9 protein-coding genes are annotated in these 13,900 nt (G+C 56.2%); 3 read left to right on the top strand and 6 right to left on the bottom strand.

Features of this window, described 5'->3' with window-relative positions; all coding sequences use genetic code 11:
* Positions 1-6: 6 nt before the first annotated feature.
* The 3 genes from nrfD to AC01ZF_RS12010 all read right to left on the bottom strand — a co-directional run bounded on the left by nrfD (position 7) and on the right by AC01ZF_RS12010 (position 5,307).
* Positions 7-1,476 (bottom strand): NrfD/PsrC family molybdoenzyme membrane anchor subunit, encoded by a 1,470-nt coding sequence (nrfD, locus tag AC01ZF_RS12020; RefSeq protein ID WP_424676055.1) that lies wholly within the window; start codon positions 1,474-1,476, stop codon positions 7-9.
* Between the two features lie 2 nt (positions 1,477-1,478).
* Positions 1,479-4,568 (bottom strand): TAT-variant-translocated molybdopterin oxidoreductase, encoded by a 3,090-nt coding sequence (locus AC01ZF_RS12015; RefSeq protein ID WP_424676054.1) that lies wholly within the window; start codon positions 4,566-4,568, stop codon positions 1,479-1,481.
* Positions 4,569-4,647: 79 nt separating this feature from the next.
* The gene (locus tag AC01ZF_RS12010) at positions 4,648-5,307 is read right to left on the bottom strand and encodes a cytochrome c3 family protein (protein ID WP_015942078.1); all 660 of its coding nucleotides are present in this window, start codon (positions 5,305-5,307) and stop codon (positions 4,648-4,650) included.
* Positions 5,308-5,693: 386 nt separating this feature from the next.
* Here AC01ZF_RS12010 and ychF point away from each other — a divergent pair, with 386 nt between their 5' ends.
* Positions 5,694-6,776, top strand: coding sequence for a redox-regulated ATPase YchF (ychF, locus tag AC01ZF_RS12005; RefSeq protein WP_424676053.1), 1,083 nt, complete (start codon positions 5,694-5,696; stop codon positions 6,774-6,776).
* Positions 6,769-8,130 (top strand): glycerate kinase type-2 family protein, encoded by a 1,362-nt coding sequence (locus tag AC01ZF_RS12000; protein ID WP_424676052.1) that lies wholly within the window; start codon positions 6,769-6,771, stop codon positions 8,128-8,130. Before ychF ends, AC01ZF_RS12000 begins: the two co-directional genes overlap by 8 nt.
* 48 nt (positions 8,131-8,178) lie before the next feature.
* Here the strand turns inward: AC01ZF_RS12000 and AC01ZF_RS11995 are convergent, their stop codons facing one another.
* Positions 8,179-9,348, bottom strand: a complete 1,170-nt coding sequence (locus AC01ZF_RS11995) for a diphosphomevalonate decarboxylase (RefSeq protein WP_428113067.1) — start codon at positions 9,346-9,348, stop codon at positions 8,179-8,181.
* Positions 9,349-9,363: 15 nt separating this feature from the next.
* Positions 9,364-10,845 (bottom strand): IMP dehydrogenase, encoded by a 1,482-nt coding sequence (gene guaB / locus AC01ZF_RS11990; protein ID WP_424676050.1) that lies wholly within the window; start codon positions 10,843-10,845, stop codon positions 9,364-9,366.
* A 262-nt stretch (positions 10,846-11,107) separates the two neighbouring features.
* On the opposite strand from guaB, the gene AC01ZF_RS11985 reads away from it, so the two are divergent.
* A complete protein-coding gene (locus tag AC01ZF_RS11985) occupies positions 11,108-11,545 on the top strand; it encodes a hypothetical protein (RefSeq protein WP_424676049.1) in 438 nt (145 codons plus the stop codon).
* A gap of 53 nt (positions 11,546-11,598) precedes the next feature.
* On the opposite strand, the gene AC01ZF_RS11980 is transcribed toward AC01ZF_RS11985, so the two are convergent.
* Positions 11,599-13,797 (bottom strand): serine/threonine protein phosphatase, encoded by a 2,199-nt coding sequence (locus AC01ZF_RS11980; protein ID WP_424676048.1) that lies wholly within the window; start codon positions 13,795-13,797, stop codon positions 11,599-11,601.
* Positions 13,798-13,900 lie beyond the last annotated feature (103 nt).

Here is a 13,900-nt window from a genome sequence, read left to right as displayed (position 1 = left end):
CCTCCTCTAGTCTGCCGAGGCTGCGCCGTGAGCCGCGCCGTGATCGCTGTGCCCGTGCCCATGCTCGTGCGCGCCATGCTCTGCCCGCCGCTTCGCCTTCTCTGTCTCTTGATGGAGGAACAGCCGCATCTCAAAGATGTTGATCATCGGTAAGACGCGGATGAAGAGGAAGAGCAAGGTAAAGAAGAGACCAAAGGTACCAAGGTAGAGCGACCAATCCCAAATCGTCGGGATGTAGATGTCCCACGACGAGGGCAAGAAATCGCGTTCGAGCGAGATCACGATGATTACGTAGCGTTCAAGCCACATACCCACGCTGACGATCAGCGAGATGATCAACAGGGCTGGGATGTTCTGGCGCACCTTCTTAAACCACAAGGGTTGAATGGCTATCGCGTTGCAGAAGAGCAGGCCCCAGTAGGCCCACGAGCTTGGCCCGAAGAGGCGGTTATAGAGGAGGTATTCCTCGAATTCATTGCCGCTATAAAGCGAGGCGAAAACTTCCATGAAGTAGCCGTAGACGACGATCATACCGGTAGCGAGCATCACTTTCGCCATCACATCGAGGTGGTGGATGGTGATGTAGCTCTCAAAGCCGTAGAAGGTGCGTACCGGGATCATCAGGAGGAGCACCATCGCAAATCCGGCAAACACGGCGCCGGCCACGAAGTAGGGCGGGAAGACCGTGACTTGCCAGCCGGGGACTTGCGAAATGGCGAAGTCGAGCGAAATGATCGAGTGAACCGAGACTACCAGCGGGGTCGAGAGACCGGCCAGCAGGATCGAGGCTATCTCGTAGCGGTGCCAGTGGCGGGCCGAGCCGCGCCAGCCAAGCGCTGCAATACCATAGAGGCGCTTGACCCAGATGTTCTTGGCCCGATCACGGAGCGTGGCAAAGTCGGGAATCAGACCGACCAGCCAGAACACCAGTGACACGGTGGCATAGGTCGAGATCGCGAACACGTCCCACGCCAGTGCGCTGCGGAACTGTGGCCACATGCCGTGCGTGTTCGGGTACGGGATCAGCCAGTAAAATAGCCATGGCCGGCCGAGGTGCAGGATCGGGTAAAGACCGGCGCATGCCACAGCAAACAACGTCATTGCCTCGGCAAACCGGTTGATCGAGTTGCGCCACCCCTGATTGAGCAGCAACAAGATTGCTGAGATCAGTGTACCGGCGTGACCGATACCGATCCACCACACGAAGTTGATGATGTCCATACCCCAGCCGACCGGGATATTAATACCCCAGATACCGACGCCGCGGATGAACAGCCACGTCACCGACACGAAGAAGATCATTAACAAGAAGAACGCCACGCTAAAGCCGGCCAGCCAGCCCTTTGGGGTCTTCAGCGGCGGCGTTAACGGGACATCGCCGATCTTTTGCGTGATCGACGTGTAGGTTTCCCCCGGCAGCAAGTACGCTTCACCGTCATCGATGGGCCGGGTTCGGAGTGGTTGCGCCTGTGCCATCGCTAGCCTTCCACCTTTTCTAGATCCTCAGACGGGTTGCGGACACGAGCCAGATATGTCGTGCGCGGTAAGGTGTTGAGGAAGCCGAGGAGGCTGTAGTTGTGACCTTCCGCCTTCCACTTCGCGACACGGCTGTTCGGATCGTTGATGTCGCCAAACACGATTGCACCGGTCGGACATGCCTGTTCACAAGCGGTTTGAATGGCGCCGTCGCTAATGACATACGACGATTGTCCAGCCTGTACTGCGGCGCGTTTAGCAGCAATGCGTGCGCCGCTAATGCGTTGCACACAATAGGTACACTTCTCCATCACACCTCGAACGCGCACCGTCACATCTGGATTGAACGCGAGCTTGAAGGTCTCGGTTGTCGTATCGCTGTATTGCAAGAAGTTGAACCGCCGTACTTTATATGGGCAGTTGTTCGAGCAATACTTCGTGCCGACACAGCGATTATACACCATGTTGTTCAGACCTTCGTAATCATGCACGGTGGCAGCAACCGGGCAAACGACCTCACACGGCGCCTTTTCACACTGCATACAGTTGACAGGCATCATGTAGATGGCCGGGTTGTCGAGATCTTCACCCGCGAAGTACCGGTCGATGCGGATCCAGTGCATTTCGCGACCGCGTGAGACTTGATCTTTACCAACAACCGCGATATTATTTTCAGCTTGGCAAGCGACAACGCAGGCATTGCAGCCGATACACGCATTGAGGTTGATGGTCATGCCCCAGGCGTTACGTCCGGCGTAGTTATCGCCGGGTTGTAACGAGAGATAGTTAGGAGCTTCGCGACCATACTCCTCTTTGTACACCTCTTTGGCGATATATTTGGGGTCTTCCTTGAACTTCTTGAACTCGCCAATGCGATAGATATCGCGTCCTTCGAGTGTCCAGTGATCTTGGGTGCTGACTAGCAAGTAGGTGCGGCCGGTATTAGTGACACGCGCACCAGCTCCAAACCACGGGCTATCGCTAGTCCGAATCGGATAAACGTCGATACCGACGCCATTGCCAACCCGTCCGGCATTGGTACGACCGTAGCCAAGGTTGAGGGTAATGGAATCTTCGGCGTGACCAGGGAGGAGCCAGATGGGCAGTTCAACAACTCCGCCACGGTACTCGATCCGCGCAATCGTACCGTTGACTTTCGAGAGTTGTTCGAGGTAGCGTTGGCGCTCGCGATCATCGACTTCGTTACCTACCAGTCGGTCGGCACTGAAGGGTAGACCGAGGAGTTTGATCGCAGTCCGTGGACTCATCAACGCGGCGTTATCCCAAACCAGCTTGGTGAGTGGGCGTGGTAGCTCTTGCAGCCAACCGTTATTTGCATAGAAACCATCGAAAACTGACGGGTCTGGCCGGAAGACAATTTCAACACCATCACCAGGTTGGGGTATCGCGGTGGCGCGAATCGCTTCTTCGTTGAGCGTGGGATTGATCACCGGAGCGGCCGTATCGGCGATCACGCCGGTGGCGAGCGCTACATTCCAATTGGTATTGCCGATTCGTTCCTCCCAGTAACCGCGCACTAGATCGTAACTTTCCGCATCGGGTTGACCGAGCATTGCCGCCAGCAACTCGTTGGCCGTTTTACCACCGTAGAGTGGCTCGATCAGTGGTTGCACGATACTGGCAGTCCCGTCAAAGGCGCGCGCATCACCCCAGCTCTCCAGTGGGTGGGCCTGCGGAATATGCCATGTCGCCTGTACCGATGTTTCGTCGACGAACTGGCTTAAATGAACGGTCAGCGGAACCGTGGTCATCCGTTCGGCAAAACGCAGATCGCCAGGAGCATTGTAGACCGGGTTGCCGCCGATCATAACTAACAGCTCTACTCGACCGGCAGCCATCTCGCTGACCAGCGTTACCAGCTCGTTTGTTTGATTGGTCGGGCGCGCTTCTACCGGTTCGTGATAGAAGACCGTCTTACCGACATTGCCTAGCTCAGCGTTGATCAGGTGGGCAAGGGCATGCACGATAGGTGGCTGCTGGTCGCCGGCAATGACCACCGAGCGCCCGCGATGCTCTTCAAGGTCTTTGGCAATCGCCTTCAAGAACTCTTCAGCCTTCGCTGCAAGGGTTGCCGGTGCTCCACCAATACCAAGTTCGTGGGCCAAAGCGCCGGCAAACGCAGCAATCGTATCGGCCCGTAATGCCAGTCGGTGATCGGCTGCCGTGCCGGTCGTTGAGGGACTTGCCTCAATCACGTACAGCCGGTTCATACCGGTGCTATCCTTGCGCACCTTACGGCCATCGGCGAAGGCACGGGCATATGCGATGAAGCCGGGACCGGGCGCGAGGAAGTCGGCGTCGAGGCTGACAATTACCTGGGCGGCTGCCAGATCGTAGCGCGTGGTAACATCACGGCCAAAAGCAAGGCGCGCGCCTTCCACAACATTATCGCGATTTACCGGCTCGTATTGGTACCAGCGTGCCTGTGGATAGGCCCGCAAGAACTGCTCAATTTGGGCAGCCAGCGATGGCGACGTCACTGTCGTGGTCAAGAGACGGACGCCGGCGCCTTGGGTTGCCTGCGCTGCCGTCAATGCATTCGCGAGGGTCGTGGTAAATTCGGCCCACGTACTGGGTGCCCCTTGGCGCAGCACCCTCGTTGAGCGATCAGGGTCATACATCGTCAGAATCTCGGCCTGAGCAAACAGATCGGTGCTACCGAGACTGGCCGGATGGCGAGGGTTTCCCTCGACCTTCGTCGGGCGGCCCTCATTCGCACGTACCAGTACGCCGGTACCGTACCCACCGAGCGTCAGTGTCGACGCGAAGAATTGTGGTACTCCAGGAATACGCCCTTCGGGTTGGCGATCAAATGGCGCGATATACTGGCGTGGCTGATAGGTACAAGCCGTTACACCGGCTAGGGCGAGTGAGGCACCCATCAGCTTGAGGAACGTGCGCCGGTTCATTCCATCGCTCATCTCGCTCGCACCACGCGGAAATTCGCGCTCCACCAATTCACGGAACGCCGGCGAATCGGCCAATTGGTCGAGCGAACGCCAGAACTGTGGTCCGCGCGCGTCGCGCAACTGAGCGCGAATGGCCTCAAGATCAGATTGCTGCTGTGTCATGGTTGTTTACCACCACCGTTGCTAATGAATTCAGCGGGCACTTCGGCACATTTCACTTTGGAATGTGCAAGCGGGCGATCTAGCGATGGCACACATAGCAGTTGGTCAACTGCTCCGGTGGCATAATTCCATATTCGGCCACCAGTCGGCGCCCAATCTCTACCTGATTCGCCGGCGGGACGTAGTCCATGTTGTAGACCTCCTCCCGTGGCCGAACGTAGAGTTCTGGGTTGCGATGGCAGTTTAAGCACCAGCCCATATAGAGCGCTTGCTGCTGCCAGACCACCGGCATATTGTTCACCTGGCCATGGCACGTTGAACAGCCAATACCTTTGTTCACGTGGATCGAGTGGTTGAAGTAAACGAAGTTGGGTAGATCGTACACCTTTACCCACTCAATCGGTTTACCGGTGGCATAGCTCTCGCGCACCTTCTCCAACAGAGGACTGTAAGTCTTGATCTGCGAGTGGCAGGTCATGCAGGTTTCGGTGGCCGGAATGTTGGCAAAATAGGATTGATCGACCGAGACGTGACAGTAGCGACAATCTATACCGACTACGTTGACATGCAGTTGGTGGCTGAACGCCACCGGCTGCTCAATGGCCACATTGACCTGCCGGAAGTAGTTGGAGCGAAAATAGACGCCGAGTATCAAGATACCTTCGACGACGAGCAAGACCAGTGCGAAGATGCTGAGACGGGCTAGAAGATTGGCGTTGCGGGGAAAGATCTGTGCCATGCTGCGTACCCTATCCAGGAAGCGAATTGCACGGTGTCGGCCTGCCAGTATTATAGAACTGTTTTGCTTTTGCGTCAAATACTTGGACGCGAACTTATCATTTTTTACCTAGTCTGATGCTGGAAATACGAAACAGACAGCGTGGTTTAAGTTGCAGGTTTTTTGCATATTTTGCATTGACTGTCGGTGACTTGTCATACGTGTACCCTCGTTGTGCTTCATAACGATGACCAACTTCTGTTCCTATAGTACCACAATTTTGTGTGCAAAATGTCGGCAATTCTGTGACAAGTGTCGCAAATTTGACGAGCCGGTCGCACCGGAATTGGGCTGAAAGTTATGGTATAGTGGTGCAGCGATGAACCGCAGTCCACGAGGAATGTCCGATGAAAATTGCGATTATTGGCTTAGCGAACAGTGGTAAAACGACCGTCTTTAACGCTCTTACCCGCGGTCATGCCGAGACGGCGGCGTATTCGTCAGGGCAATTAGAACCGAATTTGGCGACGGTCAAAGTGCCCGATCCACGTCTTGAGGTGTTGGTGCAGATGTTTAAACCGCGTAAAGTGACTTATGCCGATGTGCAGTATGTCGATATTGGCGGTCTGAGCGGTAGTGGACGCAGCGGTAGTGGTTTGCCACCGGTATTGCTCAATTACATTGCTTCCGCCGATGCATTGCTGCATGTGGTGCGTGCATTTGATGATCCTACCGTTCCCCATCCGAACGGTTCGATTGATCCGCAACGTGATATTGCCGCTGTTGATCTAGAATTGGCGTTTTCTGATTTGAGTATTATTGAGCGCCGACTCAACCGACTGAACGCTGAGATTCCGAAATTGCCGGCTAAAGAGAAGGAACAGCGGATCGCCGAACGTGATCTCTTGCAGCGATTGCGAGAGGTGCTCGAAGGTGAGGTTCCGATCCGTACCCTTGAGTTGACCGACGACGAAGCGCGGATGATTCGCGGTTATCAGTTCTTGACGGCCAAGCCCTTGCTGATCGTGCCGAATATTGGCGAAGCGGAGATTGCCAATCCGCCGTCCATTGCCTATCCGCACCGCAATAGTGCCGTCGAGCCGATCTGTGGCAAGATCGAGGCTGAGTTGGCGCAGCTCGACGATGCCGAGGCCCGAGTATTTATGGATGATCTGGGTATTACGGCGCCTGCCCGTGACCGGGTGATTGCTGCTAGTTATCAGTTGCTCGGCCTGATCAGCTTCCTTACCGCCGGCCCCGACGAGGTGCGCGCATGGCCAATCCCTCGCGGTACTCCGGCTGTGGAAGCAGCAGGTGTGATCCATTCGGATATTCAGCGTGGGTTTATCCGAGCCGAAATTGTTGCGTACCACGACCTCGTTGCTGCCGGTAGTATGCACGAGGCGAAAAAGGCGGGCCACGTGCGCATGGAAGGTAAACAATACATTATCCAAGATGGAGACATCTGCCACTTTCTCTTCAATGTCTGAACGTTTATTGACGACGTCCCTGCGCTCCGTGCCGTGGGGCTATGCAGTGGCCCAGGTGATGGCGGCTGCATTGGCCGCCATCGAACCGGCGCGGGCGACTGCCGCTGCGTTGCGACGTGATGGTGACCGATTGTTGGTTGGTACGCGGGAGTACGATCTGACTGCGTATGACCACGTGTGGTTGGTTGGGGCCGGTAAAGCCGGTGCAGCGATGGCCCAAGCGGCGATGACGGTATTAGGTGATCGCTTGAGTGGCGGGATTATTGTGGTGAAAGATGATGGCGCACCGTTGCCCGTATTGGTCGGTGTAGACATGGTGCGCGCTGCCCATCCTACCCCTGATGAGCGAAGCGTACATGCCGGACAGCAAATCGCGACCCTGTTGACGCAGGCTGGTGAGCGCGATTTGGTGCTGGCGCTGATTTCGGGTGGTGGTTCTGCCTTGCTTAATCTACCGGTCGCCGGTGTCTCGCTCGCCGATATTCAGGGTCTGACCCATAAATTGCTTGCCTGTGGTGCGCCGATCGGTGCGATTAATACGCTGCGTAAACATCTCGATCAGATTAAAGGTGGTGGGTTTGTCCGTTTGGCTGCGCCCGCTACTGTTGTCGCCCTGATCCTCTCTGATGTGGTTGGTAGTCCGCTCGATGTGATCGCGTCTGGGCCGACGGTAGCCGATCCAACGACGTTTGCCGAGGCGTTGGCGTTGCTCGATCGGTACGACCTGCGTGCCGACTGCCCGCCGGCCATTATCAATTATCTGAGCGCCGGTGTACGGGGTGAGCGCCCGGAAACCCTCAAGCCAGATGATCCGCGTTTGGCATCAGTGCAGAATGTGCTGATCGGCAGTAATGCGCAGGCGGCAGAGGCAGCATTGGTGGCTGCACGGGCGGTCGGGTTTAACGCTATGCTGCTGACCACCTATCTCGAAGGTGAGGCGCGCGACGTTGGTCAGGTGCTGGCCGCGATTGCACGCGAGATTGCGACCCATCATCGTCCATTGTCCCGACCGGCGCTGATGATTGCCGGCGGTGAAACGACCGTGACGCTCCGTGGGAGCGGACGTGGCGGCCGAAACCAGGAGTTGGCGCTCAGTGCAGCAATTGCGTTGGAAGGGTTGACCGATGTGGCGGTAGTCGCATTGGCAACCGATGGCGGTGATGGGCCAACCGATGCTGCCGGTGCGGTTGCGACCGGTGATACGGTGTTGCGGGCGCGTATCCTGGGTCTTGATCCAGTGGCTCATCTGCGTAATAACGATGCGTATCCCTTCTTTGCCACGCTGGGTGATTTGCTCCTTCCCGGTCCTACGGGGACAAATGTGAACGATCTGCTCTTTGTCGTAGCCGGCTAAAGATGACGAAGGGACGCCTGTGTTGCGCCCCTTCGTCATATGAAATGCTTACGATTGCAGCTCGCTGAGCGCCTCTTCGACCGGGATGAGATGGGCCGGGCCACCGATCGGTGCTATGACTGTCTCCACATTCAACCCCGAATGGTGAATCGCATCCGTCACAATCGGGGCGAAATCGCGACGGGTGATGAACACTACCGTCGGGCCGGTATCGGTGCTGGCATAGACCGGCACGCCACGGGCGCGCAGATCGTTACAAAGGCGGAACAGGGTGATATTTTCCGGTTCCCACCCGATAATCTTCTGTTCACGCGAACCGGACATCGTGACACCGTGGAGACGTATACTGTCGAGTTCGGCCAATTGACCGATCGTTTGCCAATCGCCACGCCGGGCAGCGGCGATACATTCGCGAACTTCGTCACCGCGAGCGAGCATCCAGGCGCGGAAGAAAATACTCTGCGGCGCGTCGTGGTGCGCCTGTTCGGTCTTCAGCCCGATCCGCGAATCGATAGGGACCGTAATTAAGGCGAGATCGTCGAGTTCGTGATCTTGGTCGAGACGAACGGCAAAACTTTCGTCGGGTGGAATACCGGGATAGCTTAGCCAAAGGGCAAGGCCACCGGCAGCACTTCGGCAGCCAGAACCGGCCAGCCGACGGGCGAGGATTGACAGAAAGCGGGTGTGACCGGCGAGTTCGGGGCCAAAGATCGCCCCAACCGCTGCACAGGCAAGGGCAGCAGCAGCAGAGGCACTTGTCCCCAACCCCTTGCCGGTCGTGCGAGTACGCACGATATTGCGTGACACAACGCGCGCGTGGCTGGTGATACCGCCCAATGATCGTATCGTATCGAGTACGTGTACGATCCGCTCAAGTTCACGCCCGTGGGCAGGGACACCACCGATAACCGCACTATCGGCGGGAAGCGCCGGATCAAACTCGACCAGGGTCGTGGTGTGGGCAGCAGCGTTGTTGATCGAGATCGATGGCAAAAACGCAATGCGTTGTACCCAGTCGCTGAGACCGTGATACTTCAGCACTCCCTGCATTGGAAAGGCGCGCGCGGCAGCAATACCCTGCCTGCGAGCAGGTGGGAGGTGCGGTGGTGACGGCAACTCAATGTGGTGACGACGCAGATCGGCTATGATCCGTTCGTGTGCCGTCCGCATCGGGACCACTAGATCGGCAAAACCTTGCGGGATTGACGACTCATTCACGGTGCGTTCCTCATCTTACTGGCGACCACTATAATTAGGGGCTTGCTTCGTGATAACTACATCGTGCGGATGGCTCTCGATCTGGCCGGCGGTGGTAATGCGGATGAAACGCGCATCGCGGCGGAGGGCCTCGATATTGGCAGCTCCAACGTACCCCATTCCGGCGCGCAACCCACCTACTAGCTGATACACTGTGTCGCTCAGTGGACCTTTAAACGGAACCATACCCTCGATGCCTTCAGCTACTAGTTTACGTGCTTCAGTAACGTTGGTCTGGAAGTACCTATCGCCACCACCGCGCTGCATAGCCCCAATACTGCCCATACCGCGATAGCTCTTGTAGCTGCGGCCTTCATAGAGGATCAGTTCGCCCGGACTCTCTTCAGTTCCGGCAAAAATCGAACCGATCATCACGCTATGGGCACCGGCAGCGATTGCTTTCGGAATATCACCGGAATACTTGATCCCACCATCAGCGATAATGGGAATGCCATACGGCTCAGCAGCACGTGCGCAGTCGAAAATCGCCGTGATCTGTGGCATCCCGGCGCCGGTGACGACACGGGTCGTGCAGATCGAACCCGGCCCTTGACCGACTTTCACGCCATCGACACCACGTTCGATGAGCGCGATGGTCGCGACTGCGGTAGAAACATTGCCGCCGATGAGTTGAACACGCGGAAAGAGTTCGCGTAACTTGACGACGGCATCGAGCACACCGCGCGAATGGCCGTGGGCCGTATCAATCACCAACACATCAACACCGGCTCGCACGAGTTCAGTGGCCCGCTCGATATAATCGCCGCTAACACCAACGGCTGCGCCGACGCGCAGCCGTCCTTTCTCGTCTTTGCAAGCGTTCGGGTATTCGATCCGTTTCATAATGTCTTTCACGGTGATCATCCCGCTCAGCTTGCCACGTTCGTCCACGACGAGCACTTTCTCGATCCGATGACGGTGCAAGACCTCTTTCGCTTCTTCGAGAGTTGTTCCTTCCGGTACTGTGACCAAATTGCGCGATGTCATCAGTTCGCGGATGGGGCGAGTGCGGTCGGTCTCGAAGCGGAGATCGCGGTTAGTGATGATACCGATCAGATCACCATCGGCAGTGGTGACGGGTACACCGGAGATTTTGTATTCGGCCATCAAGTCGAGTGCATCGCCGACGGTACGGTCGGGTGGTAACGTGATGGGATCGGTGATCATCCCACTTTCCGAACGTTTGACTTTACGCACCATCTCGGCCTGCTGTGCAATCGGCATGTTTTTATGAATGATGCCAATCCCACCTTCACGGGCCAGTGCGATTGCCAAGCGATGTTCGGTCACAGTATCCATCGCGGCGCTAACGATGGGAATGTTCAGACGGATAGTGCGGGTGAGCCAAGTTGAAACGTCAACAGTAGAGGGTAAGACGTTCGATTCGGCCGGGATGAGGAGCACATCATCAAACGTGAGTCCTTCGCGGGCGAACTTTTCTTCCCATGCGATACCCATGATTGCCTCCGTAGAACGAAGATGTACAAAAAACCCCCGCGGCCAGCGCAGGGGAATGAACGACTGCTGACACAGAACGGCACCGTATAGATACGTGCCGATTGATCTTAACTATACTCCGACCGCGCCGCCTCGTCAAACAAAGGAGTGTACGTTAGCATGAAAACTTGCTACTACTCTGTCATGACGGGTATTCTCTTATGAGAAAAGAGATGCTATGATAAAGCATAACACAATGCAGCATGGGTAAGGAGTAGTGATTATGGGTAAGCGAATTCTCCGTGGGCTGGCCTTCGTCGTCGCCAATGTGATCGTCATGATCATCTTGCATGGCAACTCACGCCAATTTTGGCCGAAGATTCCCTATCTGAGTTTACGTAACGAAAGTACATTGGAGCACTCGCGCCTGCTGTTCAACACTCTGTTGGTGGTTACGGCTGGACAAGCCCTTATCGGTAAGTTGCCACGAGAGCGTTGGTTGCCGCGCGGGATCGTCATGGCTGTATTACCAGGCTTACTTCCGGCACTGATCTTTTTCGGTCAGCGGGTATTGCGGCTTCAGGGTGAAACCGGTGAACGGTATAATCTGAGTCTGGTGCCAATCTTGCCCATTGTTGCTGTAGTTCTGGAAGAGGTACTGGTTGACAAATTCAACCCCTCGACGCCTGAACCACACGCTGATTACAGTCATTTGGTGTAGAACGGCGACACCTGTGAGGCGGAGGCGGAACCTATCCGCCTCTATCGACATCTTCATCGCCACTCGGCGAACATCACATCGCCACCGCGGGTCGGTACCCCAACCCCACCACGTACAGCCACACCCTGTTCATCACGGACGGTAAACGTTACTTCTTGGCGGACACGCAGGCCACAGACGCGCGCGTTGCCATTGCTATCGAAAGCGCTGCGTAACTGTAATCCATCAATACTTATGCCCCATCCGAACGTACTGATACCGGTAATTTGAACTAAAATGCAGCGCGTATCTTCATTTTCGCTCAATTTGACGAAGCGCAGACGAGGCAGCTCAGATGGCACGGTCGGCGTTGGGGTTGGTGGCGTCGGTACATCAGTATTATCGACCAGCCAGCGTTCAAGGTAACCGATCTGCCCGATCAAGTTCTGATCGCCGCTGGTGCGGATGCGTAACTGATACCAGCCTTCAGGTTGGGTACTCAAGACTTCAACCTCATCACCATTACGCACCGGATAGGTTAATGCGCTTTCCGGTGATGGTTCTTCGTGCATGAGGGTAAATGCCCCGTTTGCATCCACGGTAATCCGCTCTGTGTAGACGTATTCAGGTCGGACACCGGCGATTACCCGCACACTGCTGTAGTCGCGTAACGTAATGGCAGCGCCGGGTACCGGTGTACCATTCAGTTCGAGGGTAAATGGAATCGCACCGACGATATCAATATTCAGATTGTTGATCTGCAAGCGCAATTCTCGGTTGCTGCTGCCGGCCACAATGGTGAGAGCGATCGGCTCATAGCCGGCGGCACGCAAGATAGCGGTCTTCACCGTGCTTAAACCGTCTCCCTGTACGGTAAGTTCAAGCGGACTCGTCCCGATATAAAGTTCAGCCGGAGTGATCCTATCGACCGTGAGCGACAGACGCGGGCTGGTGGGAGATGGTAAAACCGATGTTAGCGATGGCTCCGGTGTCGGTAACGAGTTGGCAGTTGGTTCAGCGGTTGGTAGGTTTGTTATCGTCGAAAGCGTCGTGCGATTCAGGCCAATTGCCGCAAGGATCATCAATATCACAATCGTCATGATGCCAATTGCCAGGGGGAGCGACCAGCTCAATGTGGCTTGTTGCTCAGGCAATGCGCTCGTTTGGGCGATTTCGCGTTCGAGCGAGTCGATGGTGCGCATCACCTCACTCGTGCGCGGATCGCCGGTGGGCAGTCGATCAAGTGCGTCGCGGTAGATACTGAGGGCTTGGGCAGGTTGCCCTTGAGAGCGCAACGTATCGGCGTTGTCGATCAACGCAATCACCGGATCGGGAAAGGACGGCATTGTGGACTCAGGACTCAGCGGTTCATCTATTGCCAGCGACGATGATGGCAAGATAGCTTGCCACTCTTTGAGCAGCGGGCAGGCCATTGGGGTTTGGCATTGCCAGAGACGTTCAAGCATTTGAGCCGGACCGAGTCCCCAGCGTTGCGCCAGCGCATCGCGCAGAATGTGGAAGCGTTCGGTAGGCCGCAGCAAATCTTCTGGCGCAAAGAAGCTTTCATCAGCCGATGCCGCACGTACCTGTTCATCACACCAACCGAGTAGTTCAAGTATAAGTAATGCACCGCCGAAGCGATCCACGGCCAAACCCGTTGTGGCAACTGGGTGTTGGTATGGCCCCTCTGGTGTTGATAACGGTAAATGTCGGATCCCAACGCCGTGCATAGTTTCAAGGTCGACGAGGGCGATGGGAGCAGTGGCCGCCGGATCGATCAGGCCGGGGAGCATTATGTTCGCCGGTTGCAAATCACCGTGGGCGAGACCACGCTGCTCAATCTCGGTGAGCAGATTGGCAAGAGCGCGGGCAAGGCTCAAACTTTGGGTAGGGCTGAGCGGACGACGGTGCCGGATCAACTCTTGCCAGGTTGGTCCGTGTAACCAGGGCATCAGAATGGCATAGTCGAGTTCAGGCCATGCTGCTACCAGTGACGGTTGATTCGCTGCGGTAATGACCAGGCGGCGTGCTGCCTGGAGACCGGGAATGGTGCTCAGACTTTGCAATTGTTGCGCGTGGTTTACAAGAGCCGGATCGCGCAATTGCGATTGCACCTTGAGCGCGACAAACCCACCTGCGGTTCGCAATTGAACAACATGACTATGGGAGCCTGCTTGGACGAACGGTCGACCGGGAATGGCCGGGTGGGCGCAAACCTGATAGGTAATCCCATCGATGATTAATTGGTCGTCGATCACTGGTTGAAAGAACATGGATTGTAAAGATGTATAAACTCAGCGCTACGTTAGCCTGGGTGTGTGGCCGGTTGGTAGAGCATCGTTGCCCATGTGTACGGTGTACAGTGCCGAGTTGAAG

It is taken from the genome of Chloroflexus sp. (genome assembly GCF_056331925.1).
This window is presented reverse-complemented; position numbering and strand designations above follow the sequence as displayed.